Genomic DNA, 23,150 nt, shown 5'->3' on the forward strand with positions numbered 1-23,150 from the left:
TGGCGGGCCGGCCGGGCACCCTCCCCGGGCCCGGCCGGCCCGCACGTTCTACGGAATCTGGCGTTCCTGCCAGACCTCGGGATAGCCGGGCAGGTCTTCCCCGCCGAACTTCGCGTAGTGGCCGTCCGGCATGCCGTCGTTGCGTTTCAGCCAGTCGTCCAGCTCGTCGGCAGGGATCGGAACCTGCGGCAGCACCCACTCGGCCGGGATTTCCTCGCCGGCGAAGATCTTCTGCACGGCCAGCAGCGGCGTGCGCCACTGGAAGTTGGAGTAGACCGGAGCCAGCGCGTCGATGCCGGTGTCCTTCCATTTGCGCAGGAAGCTCAGCTCATCTTCGCCGGTCATGACCGGCAGGTCCTTGCCGGCGTCCTCGAACGCTTCGATCGCCGCGACCGCGCCGTCGCCGGCGTCCATCCAGACACCCTGGACATCGCCGGTGGCGAGCTCGTCGGAGATGATCTTCTTGATCTCGGTCGGGTCGGCGCCGGTGAAGTAGTCGGTGGCTTCGATGCCGTTCTCCTTGAAGATCTTCTCCGCCGCCGCCCAGCGCTGTTCCAGCACATCCACGCCGGGCAGGATGCGCAGCGCCACCACCTTGTCGCCTTCCTGCAGCCGTTCGGAGAGGAAGTTGGCGGTGTCGATGCCCCAGGCGAAACCGCCGATCGGGTGGATGAACGTGGTGGCGCAGTCGGTCTCCACACCGCGGTCGAACACCACCACGGGCTTGCCCGTGTCGCAGGCCCGCTCCACCGCAGGCGTCAGCGCCGCGGTGGCGTTCGGCGAGATGACAAACGCGTCGCATTCGCCTTCGCTGATGAAGTAGTCGATGTCGGCAATTTGCGTGTTCGAGTCGTCCTGCGCGTCCCGGGTCTCCATTTCGGAGATGACCCCCTCGTCCTGCAACACCTTCAACTGCTGGTTCATGGTGATCCAGCCAGTCTGCCGCCACGGGTTGGAGATCGACGCGTTGGCGAAGCAGACCTTCTTGGCGCCCTCGGAGGCGAACTTCTTGGTGTCGGTCATCTCGCCATCGATGTACTGAAGCCACGGCTGCTCCGGGTCGCCCTCGAATTCGGCGGTCCGCTGTTCGAACTGCTCGTCGTAGACGGCCTGGTCGAACCATTCCGTGGAGGCCTCCGCACTTTCCGCCGGTGACGGGCTGGCCGCGCCGCCGGGGCCGCCGGTCTCCTCGGTGATCGACGGATCGGTGGTACAGCCGGTCATGGCCATTAACGACGCGGCCGCTGTGAGCGCGACCGCGGTACTTAGACGTTTCCTCGTCATGTCAGTTCCCTCCCTTGTCGGTGCCCTCAGCGGGCTCTGGTGCCGCGATGATGTGTTGTTCGGACTGCGCGGCCGCAGAGCCCCCGCGCCGCTTGCGCTGCCACGACTGCGCGGCGGCAGCAACAGCGACGATGATGATGGCGCCCTGCACGGTGTCCCGCCAGGTGGATGCCACGCCCAGGAAATTCAGCAGCGTAAACAGCAACTCCAGGGCGAACGCTCCCGCCGCGGCAGAGAGCACCCAGCCGCGGCCGCCACCGAGCACCACCCCACCCAGTACGACGGCGGTGATCGCCGTGAACTCGTAGCCTTGGCCCACCGACGGATGGACCCCGGCATACCCGACCAGCAGGATCCCCGACACGGTGGCGGCCAGCGACGACAGCATGAAGGCCCGCGTGCGCACCCACCAGACCCGGGCGCCGGTTAGGGCTGCGGCCACGTCGTTGTCGCCGACGGCGACCAGCGTGCGCCCGTAGGGCCGGCGCATCATCCAGACGGCGAGCACGGCGACGGCAGCCAGGATGATGACCGGGTAGGGGATGACCTCCAGCACCGGCACGTTTTCGATGCCGCCACGGCCTATCTGCCGGAAGCTGTCCGCCGGGTTGCCCTGGGCGGCGCCGCCGGTCCAGTTGAGCACCAGGCCCAGCAGCGCCAGCATCATGCCCAGGGTGACAATGAAGCTGGGGACCTTGAGCAGGGTGGTGATCAGCCCGTTGATCAGCCCGATGACCGCCCCGAGGACGAACATCAGCGCCAGCACGGGGATGACCTTGGCGTCGTCCTGGCCGATCAGGTTGCCGGCCACGATCACCTGCATGGTCACTACCGATCCCATGGACAGGTCGAACTCGCCGGAAACGATCACGAAGTACTGCCCGATGGCGGCGATCGCAATCGGGGCGGTCCGGCCTATGAAGCGAATGAAGGACCCGGGCTCGCCGAACGACGGGTTCAGGACGATGATGGCCACCAGCAGCGCGGCCAGGAGCACGAAGATGCCGCCGCCGGGAGTCCGCAGGCTGCGCAGGAAGCGCTGGCCGCGTCCGGCCCGGTTCTGCTGCAGCACCCTGCCGCCGGCCTCCGAATCCAGAACCGTGCTCATGCCTGCACCTCCTGCTGTTGGGCGCCGTGCCCGTAGCGCGGAGGCCGGGCGACGATGGTGCGGCGGGCATAGACGGCGACGGCGACCACGATCACCACGCCGCGGACCACGTCCTTCAGGAACGGGTTGACCTGGAGCACGGACATAATGTTGTCCAGCATCGCGAAGATCAGGACGCCGCCCAGGGTGCCGGCGACGGATCCCTTGCCGCCGGCCAGCAGCGTCCCGCCCAGGACGACGGCGGCGATCGAGAGCAGGTCGTAGCCGCCCTGCGAGCCCACGGTGGGGCTGCCGACGCCCAGCCGGCTGGCCAGCAGCAGCCCGGCCATGCCGGAGAGGGTGGAGCAGATGACGTGGGCGGTAATCACGGCGCCCGGGACGCGGATGCCGGACATCCGGGCCACGTTGCTGTCGCCGCCGACGGCATAGATGTGGTGCCCCATGCGGGTGCGGTGCAGCATCAGCAGCACGAGGGCGGCGCAGGCGAGCATGATGAGGGTGGAGATCGGCACCGGCCCTATCCCGGTGGCGCCGATCAGCCGGAAGGAGAACGGGGTCTGGCCGAAACTGCCCTTGTAGTTGGTGCCGAGGTAGCCGCTGATCACCAGGCCCATGCCGAGCGTGGCGATGAACCCGTGCACCTTGAGGCCGGCAACAATCAGTCCGTTGACCAGACCGATGACGGCGGAGACACCCAGTGCCAGCAGCACGGCGGCCGGCACGTTTTCGCTCCGGTTGGCCATCACCCCGGCCGCTATCAGGCTGGCCAGGCTGGTCACGTAGGGCACCGAGAGGTCCAGGCTGCCGACCAGGATCACCAGCGTCTGGCCGATGGCGATGAAGCCCAGCACGCTCGTACCGGTCAGGATGGCGGAGATGTTGCCCGGGCTGAAGAAGTTTCGGCCGGCGGTGGCCACCAGGATGCTGCCGGCGATCAGGGTCAGCAGGGCCACCAGGTACACGATCTGGGTGGAGGTCAGCCGCGCGAAGAATCCGCCGCCGGCCCCTGCCCGCCGGGCGGGGACCGGGGTTTGCGTGGTCGTCATGGTGTCCCTCCCGTGGTGCCGCGGTCCTCCGCCACATGTGACCCGCCGCCGTGTCCTGCGTCCCCTAGGCGGGCACCGCCGTGCCCCGCGTCCCCACTGCGCCCCGCGTCACCAACGCGGCCAGCGTCCCCGAGGCGGGCATCGCCGTCGTGCCCTTTGTCCCGAACGCGCCCCGCGTCCGCGAGGCGGGCGCCGTCGTCGTGCCCCTCGTCCCCAAGGTGGGCACCGCCGTCGTGCCCCGCCACCGCGAGGCGATCGCCTCCGTCGTAGTCCGGAGCCGGCGGCGTGCCATCGGAGGCCGTCCCCGGTACGCGCGCGCCGGTGGCCAGCCGCAGGATTTCCTCCTCGGTGGCGCCGGCCGGCAGTTCGCCGGCGATCTGCCCGTCGCGCATCACCAGGATCCGGTCGGACATCCCGATCACCTCGGGCAGTTCGCTGGAAACCATCAGGACGCCCTTCCCCTCGGCCGCCAGCTGGCGCATCAGCCGGTACACCGCGACCTTGGCCCCGACGTCGATGCCCCGGGTCGGTTCGTCCAGCAGCACCACGCCCGGGGACACCGCCAGCCACTTGGCCAGCACGATCTTTTGCTGGTTCCCGCCGGAGAGGTACTGCACCTCCTGGTCCAGGTCCCGCGCGACGACTTCCAGCGCGCTGAACGAGCCGGCGACGGCGCGGCGTACGGTCGCGGTGCGCTTGGGGAACACGGCGCGGACCACGCCCAGCGCATTGTCCAGCAAGGACTGGTTCAGGCTCAGGCCCTGCGCCTTGCGGTCCTCGGTGATCAGCGCGATGCCGTGCCGCACCGCCTGGCGGGGAGAATGCGGACGGACCGGACGGCCCGCCAGCTGCATGCTGCCGCGGTTGAACGGCGCGGCGCCGAAGATCGCCTGCAACAGTTCGGTGCGGCCGGACCCCTGCAGGCCGGCGACGCCGACGATCTCGCCGGGCATCAGGCGCAGGCTGATGCCGTCCAGCTGGTCGTTGCCGGCGCCGGCGAGTGCGAGCAGCGGGGCGTTGCGGTCGGTGCTCTGTGCCGCGGGCGCGGGCGGGAGCTTGTCCGGGAAGTACGCGGAGATGGGGCGGCCGACCATCATCCGGACCAGCGAGGCATCATCGAGTTCGGTGGCCGGTTTGGTACCCACGACCCGCCCGTCTTTGAGCACGGTGATGGTTTGGCAGAGGTCGAAGACCTCGCGCAGCCGGTGCGAGACGTAGAGGATGCCGGTGCCGCGTTCGGCCAGTCTCCCCACGATCCCGTACAACAGGGACACTTCCGGCCCGGACAACGCGGCGGTCGGCTCGTCCATGGAGATGATCCGGGCCTCGTAGCTGACGGCCTTGGCGATCTCGACGATCTGCTGCTCGGCCACGGAGAGCGATCGGACCAGCGCCGTGGGCCGGATGGAGCCGATGCCCAGCGACTCCAGCAGTTCCGCGGTGGCGGCGTTCATCTTGGCCCGGTTGACCAGCAGGCCCTTGCGGGGCTCGCGGCCCAGGTAGATGTTCTCCGCCACCGTGCGGTCCGGCAGCAGGTTGAATTCCTGGAAGACGGTGGACAGCCCGGCTTCGTGTGCCTGGGTGGGATGGCTGAACTGGACGCTTTCGCCGTCCAACAGCACAGTTCCCGAGTCCCGCTGGTACACGCCCGCCAAGATCTTCATCAGCGTCGACTTTCCTGCGCCGTTCTCCCCAACGACGCCGTGGACCTCGCCGGCGTGCAGCGTCAGTGACGCGTCCTGCAGCACGGGATTGCCGAAGAAGCTCTTGGTCAGGCCGCGGACCTCGAGAACGGGTTTCCCCCGTCCGGCGCCGCTGTCGGCCACAGTGTTGCTCGTCTGCTCCACCCACTCACTGTGGCACGCGTCACATAGTTTTGTCGAGGGTCAGGCAAAAGTTGTTTGGCCATGAATTGTTAGTTTCGGTAGAGACAAACAGAAGTGGTGCGTGCTGTACTGAAAGCGTGTTGAAGTCCGATGTCGCCCCGCCGCAGCGCCTGGCCGCCCAGCCGGCTGCCGGAGCAAGCGAGGTATTCCAGCTGCTGCGCGACGGCCAGCCGCGCACCCGGGCGGAGCTGGCGCAGTTGACCGGCTTGGCGCGGTCCACGGTGACCGCCCGGGTGGATTCGTTGATGCGGCTGGGGCTGATTGCCCCCATTGGGGGAGCGACCTCGACCGGCGGAAGGCCGCCGTCGTTGTTTGCGCTCAACCCGGCCGCCCGCCTGGTGGTCGGCGCAGACCTCGGCGCCACGCACGCCAGGGTCGTCGTGGCCGACCTCTCCGGCGACGTCCTGGCCGAGGAGCGCGCCGAGCTGAGCATCGCCAGCGGCCCGGACATCGTGCTGGGTTGGCTGACCGACGCCGTGGCGCGGCTGCTGAAGGACGCGGGGCGGGGCGCGGCGGACCTGGGCGCGTTCGGCATCGGGCTGCCCGGACCGGTCGAACATGACACGGGGCGGCCGATCAATCCGCCGATCATGCCCGGCTGGGACCGGGTGGACGTCCCGGCGCTGGTGCAGCAGCATTTCGACGTGCCGGTGCTGGTGGACAACGACGTCAACATCATGGCGCTGGGCGAGCAGGCGATGGCCTGGCCCGACACCGCCGACCTGATGCTGATCAAGGTGGCCACGGGGATCGGGGCCGGCATCATTTCCTCGGGGCAGCTGCAACGCGGCGCCCAGGGTACCGCCGGGGACTTGGGGCATGTGCGGGTGCCCCGGGGCGACGACGTGGTGTGCCGGTGCGGGAACACCGGCTGCCTGGAGGCGCTCGCCGGCGGGCCCGCCCTCGCGGCCGTGCTTGCGGTCGGGGGAAAGAAGGCCGAAAGCAGCCAGGACGTGATCGAACTGGTCCGCTCCGGCGACCCGCAGGCGATCCAGGCGGTGCGCCAGGCCGGCCGGGACATCGGCGACGTGCTGGCCACCTGCGTGAACCTGATCAACCCATCGGTCATCGTGATCGGCGGGCGGCTGGCGCAGGCGGGCGAGCACCTGTTGGCCGGGATTCGGGAAGTGGTTTACCGGCGCTCGCTGCCGCTGGCGACCGAGCATCTGCGGATCGCCCCGTCCGTAGCCGGGCAGCGCGCCGGCGTGCTGGGAGCGGTGGCGCTGGCGATCGGGCACGTGCTCTCGCCCGAAGCGATCGAAGCGGCCGCGTCGGCTTGACTGCGAAGTTATCGCTTCGTAATGGAGCGGGCGTCCCGTCGGTATGCTTCCGCGGCTAGCGTGGGACGAACGTACTCGGGAGAGGCAGGGCGTCATGCGCAGATTGGCCACGCTGGCAGCCGGCGCCGTCGTCCTCCTGGCGCTCGCCGGTTGCGCCGGGGCGACGTCCGGGATCGGCGCGCTGCAGGTCCCGGCCGGCCCGGACGACAAGCTGGTGGGCGGAGCCGAGGTCCTGCGCGTGGCACCAGGCAGCGTCCGGTCCTTGGCGGAAACGAGCGACTTCGCCTTCTATGCCGCAGTCCCGGACAACCCGGCCGACCACGGCGTGTGCGTGATCATCGTGGAGGTGGGAGCCTCCGGGGCATCCAGCGGTTGCGGCGGTACTGGGCGCGAGCCGGTCGAACTCGGCACGTCCGGGGTGTGGGCCAAGCTGGTCCAGGATCACTACGACGCGGGCAAGGACCTGGCCGAGGGCTGGGAGCAGCTGCACCCGAACCTGCTGGTCCGCGGGCTCTGACTGGCACAGGGCGGTCCGGCGGCGTCCGGCGGCGCCTGACGGTGTCGGATCTGGGGGTCGGCGGCGTCCCGCGGCGCCCGGTTTGAGGGCTCCGGTGGGGCCGCGAGGCCTGTCATGGATTCCCGGTGCGGCGGGGGCAACCCCATAGACTAAGAGCCATGACCCAGACTCCCGTGGCCGATCCAGCGGCCGACCGCGCCCGCCTGCTCGAACTGATTAAGGAACTGGCCGTAGTGCGCGGCAGGGTCACCCTCTCCAGCGGCGCCGAAGCCGACTACTACATCGACCTGCGGCGGGTCACCCTGCACCATGAAGCGTCCCGGCTGGTCGGCAGGGTCATGCTGGCTATGCTCGACGAGGCCGGCATCGAATTCCAGGCAGCCGGCGGCCTGACCATGGGGGCCGATCCGGTGGGGACGGCGCTGATGCACGCGGCCGGAGACGACGGACGAGCCGTCGACGCGTTTGTGGTGCGCAAGGCGCAGAAGTCCTACGGCATGGGCCGCCAGGTGGAGGGTCCGGAGGTGAAGGATCGCCCCGTCGTCGTGCTGGAGGATACCTCCACGACCGGCGGATCCGCGCTGACCGCGGTCGAAGGCGTGCGCCAGGCCGGCGGGCAGGTTCAGGCCGTGGCAGTCATTGTGGACCGCGACACCGGAGCGAAGGAACGCATCGAGGCCGAAGCCGGCGTGCCCTATTTCTTCGCTTTCGGCAAGGACGAACTGGAGCTGGACTAGCCGCCGGTGGCCGGCCAGCTCGAATGATGGATCTCCGCAGGAACCACGCCTTCCGCCAGCTGCGCCTGGCCAGCAACCTGCACCGGGTTTCGCGCCGCTCGTTCCTGATCGGTGCCGCTTTCGGGCTGGGCACCGCCGCCGACCTGGCGGCCACCCGGGCCATCCAGGAGATGCGCAACGAAGCGCAGATCCTCACGCTGGACGACGAACGCGCGGACCGGCGCTTCCCCCGCAGCAGCTGGGTGCTCTTCCCCGGGTACAAGACCAGCTGGGAAGAGGGGCTGTGGATCTTGAACTCGTTGCGCGGCGGGCTGGTGGACCGCGGCCGGCTGGCGGTGGCGGGTTATTCGAACCGCGGCCTGGACCTGGCCGAATTGACCGAGGTGCTGCAGAAGCACATTCAGGACAACGACCTGCAGCGGCTCTACTTCTACGGGCACAGCTTCGGCGGCATGGTGGCCGTGGAAATGACCGCGCGGCTGCGCGCCAAGGGCTTCCCGGTGGAACTGATCCTGATGGATTCGTCCCCGTACAGCCGCTTCGACGTGCTGGACAAGACCATGTTCGAAGGCGTGGTCTTCCTCTACGAGGCCGGCTACCGGGTGCCCAGCTACTTGCGGGGCGGGTACGAGCTGGGCGAGCGCATTGTGCACAAGGACGAGCGCACCTGGCGGCAGATCGTCGAGCAGACCATGGAGCAGCTGTCGCCGCTGGCCGTGTCCAGCACGCTGATCCAGTCCCAGTCCTCGTACATCTATCACTTCGACGCGTATCGCTTCCGCCACAGCATCGGCGACACCCGCATCGCCTGGATGGGCAACCCCGGGGACCAGACGGTCAACTACGCAACGGCGCGGCGCAGCTGGCTGGTGAACTATGAGGCGAACTTCCTCACCAACAACCTGGTCACCGAAGGCGCCCGGCCGGCCCACGCCAGCCCGCAGTGGAATTCAGCGATCTACGTGCCGATCGTCCAGCAGGTGGCGGACGAATTCTTCCCGCTGCCGGTGGTCGGCGGGCGCAAAACCTACTACTAGTAAGGGGGCCGGCGGCAGGTTACTTCCGCTGCGCGCGACGGGAAGCGGAGCGGCAGGCACGCGAAAGGGAGCGGGGCCGCCCACGCAGCTCCGCTCCCTTTCGCTGTTTACCCCGTGCGGCGGCCAGACCATCGAGCCGTCCGGCCGCGCTCCGTCGCGCTACTTGGCGTGCGCCGGCGGCCATCGCGCCGGCCGTCGCCCTACTTGGCGGCGGCTTCCTGGGCGAGCTTCCGGCCAAACTCGATCAGCTTGTCCCGAGTGCTTTCTTCCTGGCCCAGGATCTGCTGAAGCAGCTCCACGACTTCGGTCTGGCCCTGGGCCTCCGCCGAGGTGATCAGCGTGGTGTAGCAGGCGACCTCATGATGTTCCGTGTCCAGCGCCCCGGCCACGATGACCATGTCCACCAGGCTGGGATCCACCTTGTCCAAGGCGGCCTGCGCTTCCTCGGCCAAACCCTTGCTCACCGGGGAGCGCTGCTCCTTGGCCTCCAATCCCAGGACCTTGAAGCATTTTTCGATATACGTAATCTGTTCACGCGTCTCGTCCTGATGGTGGCTGAGCATGTCCTTCAGCTCTTGGCTCCCTGCAACCTTCTGGTTCTCTTCGAGCATCTTGAGCACGTCATGTTCCGATCGCAGCGCGACGCCCAGCTTGAAAGCGAAAAGTTCCTCGGGGGTGGTCAATTCAGCCATTGAAACTCCTTTTCTTGAGGGTGGTTATCAGTATGCTTATCATCCTGGTTAATCGTGCACAACCCGCTGCGGCTCCGTCGGCGGCTCCCGCGGCGGCCCCTTCCGCACTGCGATGAGCCGCCCCTCCAGGCCACGGTGCCTGAGGCTGCGGTCTGTCCCCTAGGCTTGTGGGGTGGAAGAAAAAGCAGGGGAAACCGGGGCCGGACCGAGGTTGACCGATGGGGTCGGCGAACGGCCCGATACCCCGGCGGCAACCCCGAAGGGCTCCGAGACCGGCACCCGGGAAGCTGCCCCGAACGGCTCCGAAACCGGCGCGCGGGAAGCCGCCCCGAACGGCTCCGAGGCCGACGGACCGGAGCCGGCCATCGGCGTCGGACCATGGGAGGGGCCGTTGCCGGACGGTGACCATTGGGATCCGCAGCTGCTGGCCGACGGCGACCGACGCAACGTGACCGACCAGTACCGCTACTGGAAGCACGAGGCGATCGTCGCGGACCTGGACACCCGCCGGCACAACTTCCACGTGGCCATCGAGAACTGGCAGCACGACCTCAACATCGGCTCCGTGGTGCGCTGCTCCAACGCCTTCCTGGCCAAGGAAGTGCACATCATCGGACGACGGCGGTGGAACCGGCGCGGGGCGATGGTCACCGACCGCTACCAGCACGTCCGGCACCATCCCACCGTGGAGGACTTCGTGGCGTGGGCGCAGGGCGAGGGCCTGCGGATCATCGGGATCGACAACTTCCCCGACTCGGTGCCGCTGGAAACCTACGACCTGCCGGAGAACGCCGTGCTGGTGTTCGGGCAGGAGGGGCCCGGGCTGACGCCGGAGGTGCACGCCGCAGCCGACGCCACGCTGTCCATCGCGCAGTTCGGCTCGACCCGGTCGATCAACGCTTCCGCCGCCGCGGCCATCGCGATGCACGCATGGATCCGGCGCCACGTTTTCGCCCAGCCGGTCTAGCGGCAAGGACCGCCTGTGCGGTGCGCCGCTCTCCCGCCGCGCCTAACTTCCCAGCTTTAGCTGTAACTTCCCACGTTTCGTTTGTCCACAGGCCCCTGACCTGCGGCGATGCTTCGGGCCCCGTCGAAACGTGGGAAGTTAGTCCGCCGGCAGTGCTCGGGAAAGGCGCCCATCATGGAAAGGCGCGCATATGTCGATGTGCCCGGTCGACGGTCGGTCGGCATCGACCGTCGGTTTCAGGAGTGGCGCTGGCGCTGGGCCAGCAGTCAGCCGAGCAGCTCCAGTAACGCTCCGGCGCCGACCGTTCGGGCGCCGAGGGCTTCAACCCGCTCGCGCAGCCCGCGGTCGGAGCTGACCACGGTCACCGGCGCCTCCGGGTCCGTGCCGAAGGCCTTCTCCACCTGGGCCACAATTTCGTCGTCGCCCGACCCCGCAGCATGCACCACTTCCAGCTCCACCCCTCGGCGACGCGCGGCCGAGGCTTGGGCTGCTGTTTCGCCGTCCTGCGCCGTCGCCGGGGAGCTCGCGGAGTCCGTGCCGACGCCGGCCCGTGCCCGGTTCGCCCCGCCGTCGTGCCCATCCGGGTTTGCCGTGTCCACTTGGCGTGGCTGCCCGTCCGGGCTCCCCGCGACTGCCGGGCCTGCCAGACCGGCGGGAGCGGCCTCCTTTGCCGCGCCTTCCAGGACGACGACGGTGCGCGGCCAGACGGTGCCGGCGGGCACTTCCAGCAGGTCTGCGGGAAGCCCCGCTGCCAGGGTGGCGTGAAGCGAGGCGAGCAGCCGGCGCGCGGCGCCGGGGCGGTCCTTCCACCAGCCGTCCGGCCGGGAACCGACCACGTTCGCCGCGTCGACCACAAGCACCGGCGGGTGCTCCAGCAGCGTGCGGAGCCGCGGCCAGGCCTCGCCGAAGTGCGGATGCAGCGGCAACTGGTCGACCTCGTCCAGGGGGACCCAGGCTAGGGCCAAACTCTCGGCGTCGGTGATTTCCGGTTCGAACGGGCGAACGGTCCTGGCGGCGGCGGTTGTGTAGGACCAGAAGCCCAGGTCAAGGACGGTGGTGAACAGCGGCGCCAGCGCGTCGAGTGGGACGTCGGCTTCCTCGTTGGCCTCGCGCAGGGCGGCATCGACGGCCGGTTCGTCCTGATGCCTCGCCCCGCCGGGAATTCCCCAGGTGTCGCCGAAATGGCTCCACTTGGCGCGGTGCTGGAGCAGGATGCCGCGCTCGCGGTCCACCGCCAGCAGCCCGGCGGAGCCGAACCGGCCCCACATCCGGGTGCCGTCCGGCCCCTCCACCCAGGCGTCGCCGGGATCGCGCGGACCGTGGAATGGCGGCGGGGTTTCAGTCATGATTCCAGCTTGCCACGGTCGGAGGGCGGGGTCAGGTGGAAGCGAGCGACAGAGCCGCGGCTCCGCCAGCCGACGGGGCTACCCGGCTTCACAGTCGTCGCGGCAACTGCTGCCCGGACACGAGTCGATAGGATGGGCTCAGAGGCAACGCCTTCGAATCCGTATCGCTAGCCAAGGAGTCAGCATGCCCGTTGCAACCCCTGAGATCTACGCCGACATGATTGACCGTGCCAAGGCGGGCGGCTTCGCCTACCCTGCGATCAACGTGACCTCCTCGCAGACCCTCAACGCTGCGCTGCAAGGTTTCGCGGACGCCGGGTCCGACGGCATCATCCAGGTGTCCACCGGCGGCGCCGCCTACTGGTCCGGTGCCGGGGTCAAGGACATGGTTGCCGGCTCGCTGGGCTTCGCCGCCTTCGCCCGCGAGGTGGCCAAGAAGTACCCGGTCAACGTGGCGCTGCACACCGACCACTGCCCGAAGGACAAGCTGGACGGCTTCGTGCTGCCGCTGCTGGCCGAGTCCGAGGCCGCGGTGAAGCGCGGCGAGGACCCCATCTTCCAGTCGCACATGTGGGACGGTTCGGCCGAGACGCTGGAGGAGAACCTGCGCATCGCCGAGGACCTGCTGGCCCGCACCGCCGCGGCCAAGATCATCCTGGAAGTGGAAATCGGCACCGTCGGCGGCGAGGAGGACGGCGTCGAAAACGAGATCAACGAAAAGCTCTACACCACGGTTGACGATGGCCTGAAGACCATCGAGGCACTCGGCGCGGGGGAGAAGGGCCGCTACATCACCGCCCTGACCTTCGGCAACGTGCACGGCGTGTACAAGCCGGGCGGAGTGAAGCTGCGCCCCGAGCTGCTCAAGCAGATCCAGGCCGAGGTCGGAGCCAAGATCGGCAAGACCAATCCGTTTGACCTGGTCTTCCACGGCGGCTCCGGCTCCTCCGAGCAGGAGATCGCCGACGCCGTTGCGTACGGCGTCATCAAGATGAACGTCGACACCGATACCCAGTACGCCTTCACCCGCCCGGTCGCCGGCCACATGTTCAGCAATTACGACGGCGTGCTGAAGGTGGACGGCGAGGTCGGCAACAAGAAGGCCTACGACCCGCGTGTCTGGGGCGCCGCCGCCGAGAAGTCGATGGCCGCCCGGGTCGTCGAGGCCGCCGAGCGCCTGGGCTCGGCCGGAAAGTCGGTGAAGTAATGACCGAACCCTTCCGCACCAACCTGCTGGGCCCGGAGCCGACCTACCTGCCGGAGGAGACCGACGTCTTGGCCCGGCTGGAAGCCGGCGACGAAGCCTTGGACCTGGCCGCGAAGTTCCCCACGTCCTCCCTGGTCTGGGCGATCCTCGCCGACGAGGCGTACTCCGAGGGGCGGACCATCGACTCGTACGCCTACGCCCGCGTGGGCTACCACCGCGGCCTGGACGCCCTGCGCCGGGCGGGCTGGCGCGGAGCGGGCCCCATCCCCTGGGAGCATGAGCCCAACCGCGGTTTCCTGCGCGCGCTCTACGCCCTGGGCCGCGCCGCCGGAGCGATCGGCGAGGCGGAAGAAGTGGACCGGATTGGCAAGTTCCTGGCCGACTCGGACCCGAACGCCCGGGCGGCCATCGAAGGCGCCTGATCTGCAATAAATCTTTCGGGTGGAAACGGGAGCTCGCCGCACGGCAGCTCCCGTTTTCAGTGCCCGGGTGGTGGCTGCCCTGCCTCCTCCAGCCCGTCGGGCACTTTCCTGCCGACCCGTTGTTGGGCATGATGCAAACATGGGAGCAGGCAGCGGCGGCACGGCCACAGGATCAACGGAAGGAGCCGGGGCGTGAGCGGATCGGAGACCATCGACGAGTACCTGGGCCGGCTCGGTTCCAATCAGCCGACGCCCGGCGCCGGAGCGGTCGGAGCGATCCACGCGGCGCAGGCGGCGGCGCTGATCGGCATGGTGACGCGGTTTACCGAGCGGAGCGCGGCGAAGAACAACGACGACGGCGGCGCCTCCGCAAGTGCGGCGCGCGACGACGGCGGCTCCTTGGGCTCGGCGCACAACGACGGCGGTGCCTCCTCAGGCACGGACCGCAGCGGCCGCTCCACAGGCTCAGCCCGCAACGACGGCGGTGCCTCCGCCGGCTCCGGCGCGGATCCGGACCTGGAGGCCATACTGGCCGAGGCCGGCGAACTGACCCGGGCGGCGGTGCACGCGGCGGTGTCCGACGAGGAGAAATTCCGCAGGGTCGTTGACTGCTACAAGCTCCCCAACTCAACAGACGACGAGCGCAGCCGTCGCAGCGCGGCCATCCGGGAGTCGCTCGTGGAGGCGACACTCCCGGCGAGGGCCCAACTGGACTTGGCCTCCGCCGTCGTGCGTCTGGGCACAGAGTTGGTGGGCGTGTGCAATCCAAACGTGCTGAGCGACATTGCCGTGGCCGCCGAAGCGGCGCGAGCCGCCGCGGCGACGGCGCGGATCACGGTCGAGGCCAACCTGACGTCTATCCGGGAGGAATCCATCCAGGAGTCGCTGCAGGACCACACGCGGAAGGCGGACGACGTGGTGCGCCGTGCCGAGGAGTTGGCGGCGTCGGTCCGGCGCCGCGTCCTGGACTAAACGAGCGACATCGACAGCGCAACCCCGCCGCGCATGACGGAGCGAGGCCCCGGCTACGCCTCCTTCATGCTGGCGATTTGAAGGAGGTTGCCGCAAGTGTCGTCAAACACGGCCGTGACGACCGGTCCCATGTCGGCGGGCTCCTGCACGAACTGCACTCCCAGCGCCGACAAGCGCTCGTACTCGGCTTGCACGTCGTCCACCCCGAAGCTGTTGAAGGGGATGCCGTCGGCGACCAGAGCTTCCTTGAACGGCTTTACCGCCGGATGGCCGGACGGTTCCAGGAGCAGTTCCACGCCGTCCGGGGCCGAGGGTGAGACAACAGTCAGCCAACGGTCGTCGCCTACGGGCACATCGTTCTTGAGCTGGAACCCCAGCTTCTCGGTGTAGAACTCCAGGGCTTTCTGCTGGTCGTCAACAAAGACGCTGGTGGTGGTGATGATCATGGTGATTCCTTAGAAGACGGCGGGAGATGGGCTAGCCATTCCCTCGCAGGTGTGAGCGGGGCAGTATTCAGATGGTGGACGGTAGTGCGTCCACGATTGCTGGCGGTCACCAAGCCGGCCTCTCGCAGGATCGCGAGGTGCTTGGTGACAGCCTGACGGGTGATGGTGAGATGGTGGTTGTTGATCAGGCGCACGGTCAGCTCGAACAGCGTCTGGTCGTTGTGCGCGGCCAGCTCGTCCAGCAGGATCCGCCTAGTCGGATGACTTAAGGCTTGGAAGACCGTGTCCACCCGTCCATAATAGGCAACCCGCAGGTTGCCAATCAAGGGAGCATGTTTTCTGGGCGCCGGGCCCGCGTGGTCTTTTGCCGCGGCAGCCGGGCAGGCATGATGCAGGTATGGGTGCGACCACGGCATTCACGGCCTCCGAGCAGGTCTTTGTGCCGCCGGCGCGGGCCTGGGCGCTGTTGACGGATTGGGCCGCTGCGCCCGCATGGATGCCCGGCGTGAACGAGATGCACGCCGAGGGGCCGCTGGCGGTTGGCCAATCCATCAGCTTCCGTTCCCAGGGGCACGACCGCAGCAGCACGGTGACCGAGCTCGACGTCGGCCGCAGCATCACCATCACCTCCTCGCAGGGGGACGTGCGGGCCGACTACCGCTACGAGTTGGACGGCGACGGCGGCGCGACCCGGCTGACGCTGACCGCCGACGTCGTGGTCAGCGAGGAATTGGCCGCCATGGCAGAACAGATCCGGCGGGCCATCGCGGAGGCTGATTCCGGCCAGCTGGCCCGCTTCAAGCGATTTGCGGAAGCTGCGCCGTGATCCCGGTCGTGTCCTTCGCGGGAGCCGCGCTGACTCCGGTCGTGGGCTGCGATGGAGTTGCTCCGCGATCCCGAAAGCCGCTGCGGAAGCTTCGCCGTGATCCCCGCGAAGCCCTTTGCGGGAGCCGCGCGCCGACCCTGCTGCCGTCCACCCGGCGTCCGGCTCAGTAGAATCGACTGCTGGGACCGCTTGAAAGGACTGCGTTGGCCAAGCTCTACTTCCGCTACGGGGCGATGAACTCCGGCAAATCCACCGGACTGCTCCAAGTAGCCTTCAACTACGAGGAGCGCGGGCAGCGCGTACTGCTGGCCAAGCCGCAGATGGACACCAAGGGGGACAGCAAGATCGTCTCCCGGCTGGGCATGGCCCGGGACGTGGACTTCCTGATCCGTTCGGGTGAATCCGTGCGCGAACACTTCGGCCGGGTGGCCGCGGGCGAGGACCCCGAAGCCCTCCTGGAACATGTGGACGTGCAGCCGGTGGCGTGCCTGCTGGTGGACGAGGCCCAATTCCTGGAACCGGAACAGATCGACGACCTGTTCCGCATCGCGGTGATGGACAACGTGCCGGTGCTGGCCTACGGCATCCGCACCGACTTCCGCACCCAGGCCTTCCCGGGGGCGCGGCGGCTCCTGGAAATCTCGCACTCCCTCGAGGAACTGAAGACCATTTGCCGCTGCGGGCGCAAGGCAGTCTTCAACACGCGCCGCGTGGGCGGGGAGATTGTGTTCGACGGCGAGCAGGTCGCCATCGACGGCGAGGACGTCTGGTACGAATCGCTCTGCGGCACCTGCTACCTCGAGGCCTCCGGCGGCGCGCTCTAGCGTTCGGCGGCAGCCGCCGCGGTCCACGGGCAGAGCCGGGCAGCGGAGGATCTGCGTGAGCGGGCACGTGTCGGCGAAGCCCCGGGTCACGTGCCGGCTGGAATATCCAGCCGTTCGGCAAGCCCGATCGCGTTGAACGGTGCGTGGACCTTGACGTCGTTGTCGAAGTACACGTAGGCATCCCGGCCCGCGCCGTCGGGGCAGCCCGAACCGTCCAGCCATCCGGTGACCATCGAGGCCAGCCGGTCCAGGTCTGCGTCCCGGTAGCCGCTGACGTAGAGTTCGTCCTTTCCGTGCAGCCGGACGTAGGCGAAGTCGGCCGTGATCTCGTCCAGCATCGGCCACTTTCCGGCGCTGTCGGCCAGCACCAGGGCCGTGTTGTGCCGGCGCAGCTGGTCGTAGAACTCCTCGTTGATGAACGTGGTGCTGCGGATCTCGAGGGCGTGGCGCAGCGGCCGGTCGGCGCCGTCGTCGGGGATCCAAGTCCTGTCCTTCATCAGTTCGGTGTGCCCGGCGGCCAAGGCGGCGGCCGCGTTCGTGCTGCGCGGCAGCTGGACCAGGAACTTTTCCATCACCTCGGCGTCGTAGTTGGCGCGTTCGGGCAGCTGCCACAGGAACGGTCCGAGCTTTTCGCCCAGGCCCAGGATTCCCGATGCGTAGAAATTCGCCAAGGCGTCCCGGACGTCCTTCAGGCCCTTCATGTGGGTGATGTACCGCCCGCCCTTGACCGCGAACACGAAGTCCGGAGGCGTCTCGGCGTGCCACTGCCGGAAGCTGGAGGGGCGCTGCAGCGAATAGAACGTGCCGTTGATTTCGACTGAATTCAGGTGGCCGGAGGCATACTCCAGTTCGCGGCGCTGGGGCAGGCCCTTTGGGTAGAACGTGCCGCGCCAGCGCGGGTATCGCCAGCCGGAGATGCCGATCCGTGCCATCGGTTGAGAGGCGGCCATGTCCCGCACGCTACCCGGCCCCGGCGGCGCAAGCCAGAGCAAGCCGCGCTCCGCCGTCGTGCCGTGGGGCGTTGCGCATCCTTGAAGCGCTGCCGCAACCGGGCACGAGAGCCATGGCCTCATCGAGTGGCGAGAAGATGCAGCCAAACGGCCGGTTTCGCTGCATCTTCTCACCACTCGAAGCTGGCGTCCCGGTTTCGCCCTCGAGCGACGTCGGGTCCGGGGAGTTGGAGGGCTGCGGCCGCGTCCCGGTTTCGGTCCTCGAGCGACGTCGGGCCCCAGGAGCCGGAGGGGCTACGGCCGCGTCCCAAGAGCGGCCGGTCGAGCGACATTCCGCTCCCAGGAGCCGAAGGGCCCGCCACCGCCCACCGGTTTCGGCCCCAAAACCGCATCCGACCGCGCGGATTCCGGTCGACTGAGGCCCATCCGCTAAACTTGGCGGGTAAGAGCCCCAAATACTCCATCCGGAGTGAGGGGCGTTCTCATGCGCGGCAGCGGCTCCTTGATGTGCAGTCTGTCCGGGGCTTCCGCCGCATCGAATGGGGGAGGATCCCATGCCAGCAATTGTGATCGTCGGAGCCCAGTGGGGCGACGAAGGAAAAGGCAAGGCTACCGACCTGCTCGGCGGCCGCGTGGATTACGTGGTTAAGCCCAACGGCGGCAACAACGCCGGGCACACCGTCGTCGTCGGCGGGGAGAAGTACGAGCTGAAGCTGTTGCCGGCCGGCATCCTTTCCCCCAACGCCACTCCGATCATCGGCAACGGCTGCGTGGTCAATCTGGAAGCCCTCTTCGAGGAGATCGACGGGCTCGAGGCCCGCGGCGCGGACACCTCGCGGCTGCGCGTCTCCGCCAACGCCCACCTGGTGGCCCCGTTCCACCAGACCATGGACAAGGTGACCGAACGCTTCCTGGGCAAGCGCGCGATCGGCACCACCGGCCGCGGCATCGGCCCCGCCTACATGGACAAGGTGGCCCGGCTGGGCATCCGCGTGCAGGACGTGTTCGACGAATCGATCCTGCGGCAGAAGGTCGAAGGCTCGCTGCGGCAGAAGAACGAACTGCTGGTCAAGGTGTACAACCGCCGGGACGTGCACGTGGAAGAGGTCGTCGAGTACTTCCTCTCCTTCGCCGAGCGGCTGCGCCCGATGGTCATCGACTCCACCTACGTGCTGAACAAGGCGCTGGACGAGGGCAAGGTCGTGCTGATGGAGGGCGGCCAGGCCACGTTCCTGGACGTGGACCACGGCACCTACCCGTTCGTGACCTCATCCAACCCGACGGCCGGCGGCGCGTCCGTGGGCTCGGGCATCGGCCCCACCCGGATCAACCGTGCCGTGGGCATCATCAAGGCGTACACCACCCGCGTGGGCGCCGGGCCGTTCCCCACTGAGCTGTTCGACGACATGGGCGAGTACCTGCAGAAAAAGGGCGGGGAGTTCGGCGTGAACACCGGCCGGCCGCGGCGCTGCGGCTGGTACGACGCCGTGCTGGCCCGCCACGCCGCCCGGGTCAACGGCTTCACGGACTACTTCGTGACCAAGCTGGACGTCCTCACCGGCATCGAACAGATCCCGGTCTGCGTCGCCTACGACGTGGACGGCATCCGGCACGACGAGATGCCGATGACCCAGACCGAGTTCCACCACGCCAAGCCGATCTTCGAGTACTTCGAGGGCTGGACCGAGGACATCACCGGCGCCAGGACCCTGGACGACCTGCCCGAGAACGCCCGCAACTACGTGCTGGCGCTCGAAAAGCTCTCCGGCACCCGGTTCTCCGCCATCGGCGTTGGCCCCGACCGCGACCAGACCATCGTGGTGCGGGACCTGATCAGCGAATAGCAGGACCAACGACGGCGGTGCGTCGGGTGCGCCGTCGGGCCCTCACCGCTGGATGACGACGGCGGGGCACGGGGCTAAGGCCTCAACGGGCACCATTAGCTGACGACGGCGGGGCACGGGGCTAAGGCCTCAACGGACACCAATAGATGACGACGGCGGGGGCGCGGGCAGCGATGTCCGCGCCCCACTCTGCGCCCGCCTCGGGCCGCGGATCGCCGACGCCATCCCGGCCGACCCATGAGTGCCCGGATCTGCCCTGCTTGCTGCGGGATGCCTTCGCGGCAAGCGCGCCCTTAAGGCCCGCCGCCTGTCGCAGGGCAGGGTCCCGGCGTAACATGCTCGTCATGGCGGACGACGAACTTCTCCACCGCACGGCCGAGCTGGCGGCAAAATACCTGCAATCCCTGCCCGGACGACCGGTGAAATCGGGGCTGGATGTGGATGCCCTGCGCCGCGAGCTGGCGGGAGAGCTGCCGCGGCAGGGCGAAGATCCGCAGGCGGTCATTGAGCACCTGGCCGACGTCGGCGGGCGGGCCGCCGTGGCGATGGCCGGTCCGCGTTACTTCGGCTTCGTGATCGGCGGCGCCCAGCCCGCAGCGCTCGCCGCCGACTGGCTGACCTCCACCTGGGACCAAAACGCCGGGCTGTATGTGGCCGGTCCGGCCGCCTCAGTAGTGGAAGAGGCAGTGGGCGCCTGGCTGCTGGACCTGTTCGGGCTGCCCGCGGATTCCGGCTTCGGCCTGGTGACCGGCTGCCAGATGGCCCACTTCACCTGCCTGGCTGCGGCACGGACGGCGGTGCTGGAACGGATGGGCTGGGACGTGGTGGGCGACGGCCTGTTCGGCGCGCCGGAGATCGCCGTCGTCGTAGGGGAAGAAGCCCACAGCACCGTGCTGACCGCGCTGCAGTACCTGGGCCTGGGTCGCCGCAGGGTCTACTCGGTGGCCACCGACGCGCAGGGCCGCATCACGCTGGACTCGCTCGACGCCGTGCTGGACCGGATTCCCGCCGACATGCCGCTGATCGTCAACCTGCAGGCCGGCAATGTGAACACCGGGTCCTTCGATCCCATCCGGCCGGCGGTGGACCGCGTACGACGGCGGGAGGGCGCCTGGGTCCACGTCGACGGCGCGTTCGGGCTGTGGGCAGCCGCCAGCCCGGAGCACCGGCACCTGCTGGACGGCGTGGACCTGGCCGACTCGTGGGCCACCGACGCGCACAAGTGGCTCAACGTCCCGTACGACTCCGGCGTGGCCATTGTCCGCGACGCCGAAGTGCACCAGCGCACCATGTCCCCGCCGCATGCCGCCTACCTGGAGTACGGGGCCGAACGGGACGAGGTGGCCTGGGTGCCGGAGTTCTCCCGCCGTGCCCGCGGCTTCCCCGCCTACGCCGCGCTGCGGACGCTCGGCCGCGAGGGGGTGGCGGACCTCGTGGGGCGCTGCTGTTCGCTGGCATCGCGGATGGCCGGGCGGCTGGTCGAGGCGGACGGCGTGCAGATCCTCAACGAGGTGGTGCTCAACCAGGTGCTGGTCCGGTTCACGCCGGAGGACGGCTCGGACCCGGACGACTTCACCCGCGAGGTGGTGCGCCGGGTGCAGGAGGACGGAACACTCTGGCTCTCGGGGACCACGTGGCACGGCAGGGCCGCCATGCGGATAAGCGTCAGCAACTGGTCCACCACGGAAGAAGACGCCGACCGCTCCGTGGAGGCGATCCTGCGCTGCGCCGATAGCCTCTGACGCCGACCGGAGTGCCGGATAACTCGGCAAGCCGCCGGCATTGCAGGGCAGGCCCGGATGGCCGGGGCACTCCGCGAGTCGCAAAAGGAGTGGCGCCGGTACCCACTGAGCCGGTGCGCCGTCGTCGTGCGGTGAATCCACTGGGCTTGCGGAAGCGTCCGGCGAGTTGGTCTTAGGTAGGCTGGAAGGACATACACACCGCCATCAAGACGGGAGCGCATCATGAAGATCAGCGTCGGACAGCTTAACCCCAGCGGGGACGTGACCGAGAACCTCCAGACGGTGCGCTCGCTCGCGGAAGAAGCCAAGGCCGACGGCGCCGAGCTGGTCGTGTTTCCCGAGGAATCGATGTTCACCGTGCGCCACGTCGAGGGCGACCTGGCCGCGGCCGTGGACGCCAACTGGACCAAGTTCGTGCAGCAGCTGTCCTTCATCGCCGCCGAAGTCGGCATCGCGATCATCGCCGGCGGCTACGAATCCAGCGGCGAGGAACGGCCGTACAACACGCTGGTGATCGTCGACGCCACCGGCCGGATTGTCGACACTTACCGCAAGCTTCACCTCTACGACGCGTTCTCGTACCAGGAGTCCAAGCGGATCAAGCCCGGCGACGGCGGCCTGAAGATCGTGCAGCTGGGCGACCTGAACTTCGGGGTGCTTACCTGCTACGACCTCCGCTTCCCCGAGCTCGCCCGCGCGCTGGCATCGGAGGGCGCCGACGTACTCTGCGTTCCGGCCGCCTGGTTCAAGGGTGACCACAAGATCGACCACTGGGAAACGCTGCTGCGCGCCCGTGCCATCGAGAACACCTGCTGGGTGGCCGCGGCCGGCACGTCGAGCACCAACACCGTGGGCCATTCGGCGATCCTGGACCCGATGGGCATCCCGAAGGGCTTCCTGGACGACGAACTCCGCGGCGTGGTCACCGTTGACGTGACCAGGCGCCGGATCGACGAGGTGCGCGAGTTTTTGCCGGTGCTGAAAAACCGGCGGCTCACCAACACGGTGGAGATCGTCTCGGCGCACTGATGCTGCGGCGGCCGGGCGGCGGCCGGGAGGGGCGGCCGGGGGCGGTCAAAAATATTTTCGAGAAAGTTTTCACCCAACCCGTAACTTTTCCGTATCCGGCCGCGATTACGTAGATGAGGAAGCCGCGCCAGAGCTTAACCCCCCAACAAGCTGTGGCGCGGCTTCTGTCATCCCGGTGGTCGGGGATGTGTTGACGCCGGTGGGCCTCGGGGCTCCTGGGCCCGAACAGAGTCCAGGCCCCGGATTACTCCGAAGCCTGGACTCTATTGGTTGAGGCGGTTATTTACCGTCCGGTTCGAAAGGACCAGCTGGTGGCCGACAGCCGGTTGCCCGAGGCATCCTTGATGCTGCTGCTCAGCTGAACCTTGTAGCTCGCATTGGCCTTCAGGTTGCTCGACGGGTTCAGGGTTGCCGTCTTGGTGCTCGAGTTGTAGCTGATCCTGGCCGAAACGGTCTTGCCCTTGCTGTCGACCAGCTTGAAGCTGGTCCCGCTGACTCCGGAGACAGCCTCGCTGAACTTCACGTACACGTTGCCGCTCCGGCTGACCGACGTGGCTCCGGCTGCCGGCGTCCGCTTGGACACCGTGGGGCGGCTTTCCGTCGTGAAGCTCCAGCTGGAGGCCGCCAGGCGGTTGCCGTTGACGTCCGTGATGCCGTTGCTGAGGCTCACCGTGAAGCGGGTGCTGCTCGGCAAAATCGCCTTGGGAGTCACGGTGACCGTGCGCTTCGCAGAGTTGTAGCTGACCGTCGCCGGTACAACCGCGCCTGCGGCGGTCTTCAGCGTCACCGTGCTGGCGCTGACGCCCCGGACTGGTTCGCTGAACGTCACCGTCAGGTTCCCATTGGTGGCCACGTTGGTGCCGTTCACCGCCGGGGTCCGTCCGGCGATGGCCGGCGCGGCTTCGGTGGTGAAGCTCCATGTGGTGGCCGTGATCGGGTTACCCGAAAGGTCCCGGATGCCGCCGGTCAGCTGCACGGTGTAGGTGCG

At 68.4% G+C, this 23,150-nt stretch carries 23 protein-coding genes; 13 read left to right on the top strand and 10 right to left on the bottom strand.

The window, feature by feature from the left end; all coding sequences use genetic code 11:
- Window positions 1-48 precede the first annotated feature (48 nt).
- From AC5RUH_RS14250 to AC5RUH_RS14265, 4 genes are read right to left on the bottom strand one after another with little or no spacing between them, the layout of a single operon-like run.
- Entirely contained in the window at window positions 49-1,284 is a 1,236-nt protein-coding gene (locus AC5RUH_RS14250) for a substrate-binding domain-containing protein (RefSeq protein ID WP_494128900.1), read from the bottom strand.
- 1 nt (window position 1,285) lies between these two features.
- Window positions 1,286-2,392 (bottom strand): ABC transporter permease, encoded by a 1,107-nt coding sequence (locus tag AC5RUH_RS14255; protein WP_494023877.1) that lies wholly within the window; start codon window positions 2,390-2,392, stop codon window positions 1,286-1,288.
- On the bottom strand, window positions 2,389-3,438 hold the full coding sequence (locus tag AC5RUH_RS14260; protein ID WP_494128901.1) for an ABC transporter permease: 1,050 nt from the start codon (window positions 3,436-3,438) through the stop codon (window positions 2,389-2,391). The genes AC5RUH_RS14255 and AC5RUH_RS14260 overlap by 4 nt, the downstream gene beginning before the upstream one ends.
- A complete protein-coding gene (locus tag AC5RUH_RS14265) occupies window positions 3,435-5,285 on the bottom strand; it encodes a sugar ABC transporter ATP-binding protein (protein ID WP_494128902.1) in 1,851 nt (616 codons plus the stop codon). The genes AC5RUH_RS14260 and AC5RUH_RS14265 overlap by 4 nt, the downstream gene beginning before the upstream one ends.
- A gap of 116 nt (window positions 5,286-5,401) precedes the next feature.
- Between AC5RUH_RS14265 and AC5RUH_RS14270 the strand changes: the two genes are divergently transcribed.
- The 4 genes from AC5RUH_RS14270 to AC5RUH_RS14285 all read left to right on the top strand — a co-directional run bounded on the left by AC5RUH_RS14270 (window position 5,402) and on the right by AC5RUH_RS14285 (window position 8,895).
- The gene (locus AC5RUH_RS14270) at window positions 5,402-6,604 is read left to right on the top strand and encodes an ROK family transcriptional regulator (RefSeq protein ID WP_494128903.1); all 1,203 of its coding nucleotides are present in this window, start codon (window positions 5,402-5,404) and stop codon (window positions 6,602-6,604) included.
- Between the two features lie 94 nt (window positions 6,605-6,698).
- Entirely contained in the window at window positions 6,699-7,121 is a 423-nt protein-coding gene (locus tag AC5RUH_RS14275; RefSeq protein ID WP_494128904.1) for a hypothetical protein, read from the top strand.
- 158 nt (window positions 7,122-7,279) lie between these two features.
- Window positions 7,280-7,858, top strand: a complete 579-nt coding sequence (pyrE, locus tag AC5RUH_RS14280) for an orotate phosphoribosyltransferase (RefSeq protein WP_494128905.1) — start codon at window positions 7,280-7,282, stop codon at window positions 7,856-7,858.
- Window positions 7,859-7,884: 26 nt separating this feature from the next.
- Window positions 7,885-8,895 carry a thioesterase domain-containing protein gene (locus AC5RUH_RS14285; protein ID WP_494024851.1) on the top strand — a complete coding sequence of 337 codons (1,011 nt, stop codon included), beginning with the start codon at window positions 7,885-7,887 and terminating at the stop codon, window positions 8,893-8,895.
- A 200-nt stretch (window positions 8,896-9,095) separates the two neighbouring features.
- Here the strand turns inward: AC5RUH_RS14285 and AC5RUH_RS14290 are convergent, their stop codons facing one another.
- On the bottom strand, window positions 9,096-9,587 hold the full coding sequence (locus tag AC5RUH_RS14290) for a YciE/YciF ferroxidase family protein (RefSeq protein ID WP_494128906.1): 492 nt from the start codon (window positions 9,585-9,587) through the stop codon (window positions 9,096-9,098).
- A gap of 364 nt (window positions 9,588-9,951) precedes the next feature.
- Here AC5RUH_RS14290 and AC5RUH_RS14295 point away from each other — a divergent pair, with 364 nt between their 5' ends.
- Window positions 9,952-10,554 carry a TrmH family RNA methyltransferase gene (locus tag AC5RUH_RS14295; protein WP_494128917.1) on the top strand — a complete coding sequence of 201 codons (603 nt, stop codon included), beginning with the start codon at window positions 9,952-9,954 and terminating at the stop codon, window positions 10,552-10,554.
- 266 nt (window positions 10,555-10,820) lie between these two features.
- Here the strand turns inward: AC5RUH_RS14295 and AC5RUH_RS14300 are convergent, their stop codons facing one another.
- On the bottom strand, window positions 10,821-11,900 hold the full coding sequence (locus AC5RUH_RS14300) for an NUDIX domain-containing protein (RefSeq protein ID WP_494128907.1): 1,080 nt from the start codon (window positions 11,898-11,900) through the stop codon (window positions 10,821-10,823).
- A 184-nt stretch (window positions 11,901-12,084) separates the two neighbouring features.
- Between AC5RUH_RS14300 and fbaA the strand changes: the two genes are divergently transcribed.
- From fbaA to AC5RUH_RS14315, 3 genes are all read left to right on the top strand, one after another.
- The gene (gene fbaA / locus AC5RUH_RS14305; RefSeq protein ID WP_493977221.1) at window positions 12,085-13,107 is read left to right on the top strand and encodes a class II fructose-bisphosphate aldolase; all 1,023 of its coding nucleotides are present in this window, start codon (window positions 12,085-12,087) and stop codon (window positions 13,105-13,107) included.
- Window positions 13,107-13,529, top strand: coding sequence for a DUF3151 domain-containing protein (locus tag AC5RUH_RS14310; protein WP_494002017.1), 423 nt, complete (start codon window positions 13,107-13,109; stop codon window positions 13,527-13,529). The genes fbaA and AC5RUH_RS14310 overlap by 1 nt, the downstream gene beginning before the upstream one ends.
- A gap of 192 nt (window positions 13,530-13,721) precedes the next feature.
- Window positions 13,722-14,501: a cyclodeaminase/cyclohydrolase family protein gene (locus AC5RUH_RS14315; protein WP_494128908.1), complete on the top strand. Its 780-nt coding sequence runs from the start codon at window positions 13,722-13,724 to the stop codon at window positions 14,499-14,501.
- Window positions 14,502-14,554: 53 nt separating this feature from the next.
- On the opposite strand, the gene AC5RUH_RS14320 is transcribed toward AC5RUH_RS14315, so the two are convergent.
- Both AC5RUH_RS14320 and AC5RUH_RS14325 read right to left on the bottom strand, forming a co-directional pair.
- On the bottom strand, window positions 14,555-14,947 hold the full coding sequence (locus tag AC5RUH_RS14320; protein ID WP_494128909.1) for a VOC family protein: 393 nt from the start codon (window positions 14,945-14,947) through the stop codon (window positions 14,555-14,557).
- Window positions 14,944-15,273 (bottom strand): ArsR/SmtB family transcription factor, encoded by a 330-nt coding sequence (locus tag AC5RUH_RS14325; RefSeq protein WP_494128910.1) that lies wholly within the window; start codon window positions 15,271-15,273, stop codon window positions 14,944-14,946. Before AC5RUH_RS14325 ends, AC5RUH_RS14320 begins: the two co-directional genes overlap by 4 nt.
- A gap of 71 nt (window positions 15,274-15,344) precedes the next feature.
- On the opposite strand from AC5RUH_RS14325, the gene AC5RUH_RS14330 reads away from it, so the two are divergent.
- Complete coding sequence (locus AC5RUH_RS14330) at window positions 15,345-15,773, top strand: SRPBCC family protein (RefSeq protein WP_494128911.1); 429 nt, start codon at window positions 15,345-15,347, stop codon at window positions 15,771-15,773.
- 203 nt (window positions 15,774-15,976) lie between these two features.
- Window positions 15,977-16,597, top strand: coding sequence for a thymidine kinase (locus AC5RUH_RS14335; RefSeq protein WP_494128912.1), 621 nt, complete (start codon window positions 15,977-15,979; stop codon window positions 16,595-16,597).
- 86 nt (window positions 16,598-16,683) lie between these two features.
- Here the strand turns inward: AC5RUH_RS14335 and AC5RUH_RS14340 are convergent, their stop codons facing one another.
- The gene (locus tag AC5RUH_RS14340; RefSeq protein WP_494128913.1) at window positions 16,684-17,547 is read right to left on the bottom strand and encodes a DUF72 domain-containing protein; all 864 of its coding nucleotides are present in this window, start codon (window positions 17,545-17,547) and stop codon (window positions 16,684-16,686) included.
- Window positions 17,548-18,101: 554 nt separating this feature from the next.
- Here AC5RUH_RS14340 and AC5RUH_RS14345 point away from each other — a divergent pair.
- From AC5RUH_RS14345 to AC5RUH_RS14355, 3 genes are all read left to right on the top strand, one after another.
- The gene (locus AC5RUH_RS14345) at window positions 18,102-19,391 is read left to right on the top strand and encodes an adenylosuccinate synthase (RefSeq protein ID WP_494128914.1); all 1,290 of its coding nucleotides are present in this window, start codon (window positions 18,102-18,104) and stop codon (window positions 19,389-19,391) included.
- A 335-nt stretch (window positions 19,392-19,726) separates the two neighbouring features.
- Complete coding sequence (locus AC5RUH_RS14350) at window positions 19,727-21,133, top strand: pyridoxal phosphate-dependent decarboxylase family protein (protein ID WP_494128915.1); 1,407 nt, start codon at window positions 19,727-19,729, stop codon at window positions 21,131-21,133.
- Between the two features lie 222 nt (window positions 21,134-21,355).
- Window positions 21,356-22,162 (top strand): carbon-nitrogen hydrolase family protein, encoded by an 807-nt coding sequence (locus tag AC5RUH_RS14355; RefSeq protein WP_494023864.1) that lies wholly within the window; start codon window positions 21,356-21,358, stop codon window positions 22,160-22,162.
- A gap of 283 nt (window positions 22,163-22,445) precedes the next feature.
- On the opposite strand, the gene AC5RUH_RS14360 is transcribed toward AC5RUH_RS14355, so the two are convergent.
- A partial coding sequence (locus AC5RUH_RS14360; protein ID WP_494128916.1) for an Ig-like domain-containing domain occupies window positions 22,446-23,150 on the bottom strand: 705 nt, incomplete at its 5' end.

The sequence above is a fragment of the Arthrobacter sp. Y3223166 genome, from assembly GCF_059090935.1.

What these genes read in the sequence shown, in the direction of transcription:
- pyrE (WP_494128905.1), top strand. Translation starts at nt 7,280, where the DNA reads ATGACCCAGACTCCCGTGGCCGATCCAGCGGCCGACCGCGCCCGCCTG.
- AC5RUH_RS14320 (WP_494128909.1), bottom strand. Translation starts at nt 14,947, where the DNA reads ATGATCATCACCACCACCAGCGTCTTTGTTGACGACCAGCAGAAAGCC.
- AC5RUH_RS14285 (WP_494024851.1), top strand. Translation starts at nt 7,885, where the DNA reads ATGGATCTCCGCAGGAACCACGCCTTCCGCCAGCTGCGCCTGGCCAGC.
- AC5RUH_RS14350 (WP_494128915.1), top strand. Translation starts at nt 19,727, where the DNA reads ATGCTCGTCATGGCGGACGACGAACTTCTCCACCGCACGGCCGAGCTG.
- fbaA (WP_493977221.1), top strand. Translation starts at nt 12,085, where the DNA reads ATGCCCGTTGCAACCCCTGAGATCTACGCCGACATGATTGACCGTGCC.
- AC5RUH_RS14275 (WP_494128904.1), top strand. Translation starts at nt 6,699, where the DNA reads ATGCGCAGATTGGCCACGCTGGCAGCCGGCGCCGTCGTCCTCCTGGCG.
- AC5RUH_RS14300 (WP_494128907.1), bottom strand. Translation starts at nt 11,900, where the DNA reads ATGACTGAAACCCCGCCGCCATTCCACGGTCCGCGCGATCCCGGCGAC.
- AC5RUH_RS14260 (WP_494128901.1), bottom strand. Translation starts at nt 3,438, where the DNA reads ATGACGACCACGCAAACCCCGGTCCCCGCCCGGCGGGCAGGGGCCGGC.
- AC5RUH_RS14290 (WP_494128906.1), bottom strand. Translation starts at nt 9,587, where the DNA reads ATGGCTGAATTGACCACCCCCGAGGAACTTTTCGCTTTCAAGCTGGGC.
- AC5RUH_RS14330 (WP_494128911.1), top strand. Translation starts at nt 15,345, where the DNA reads ATGGGTGCGACCACGGCATTCACGGCCTCCGAGCAGGTCTTTGTGCCG.
- AC5RUH_RS14355 (WP_494023864.1), top strand. Translation starts at nt 21,356, where the DNA reads ATGAAGATCAGCGTCGGACAGCTTAACCCCAGCGGGGACGTGACCGAG.
- AC5RUH_RS14250 (WP_494128900.1), bottom strand. Translation starts at nt 1,284, where the DNA reads ATGACGAGGAAACGTCTAAGTACCGCGGTCGCGCTCACAGCGGCCGCG.
- AC5RUH_RS14255 (WP_494023877.1), bottom strand. Translation starts at nt 2,392, where the DNA reads ATGAGCACGGTTCTGGATTCGGAGGCCGGCGGCAGGGTGCTGCAGCAG.
- AC5RUH_RS14310 (WP_494002017.1), top strand. Translation starts at nt 13,107, where the DNA reads ATGACCGAACCCTTCCGCACCAACCTGCTGGGCCCGGAGCCGACCTAC.
- AC5RUH_RS14340 (WP_494128913.1), bottom strand. Translation starts at nt 17,547, where the DNA reads ATGGCCGCCTCTCAACCGATGGCACGGATCGGCATCTCCGGCTGGCGA.
- AC5RUH_RS14345 (WP_494128914.1), top strand. Translation starts at nt 18,102, where the DNA reads ATGCCAGCAATTGTGATCGTCGGAGCCCAGTGGGGCGACGAAGGAAAA.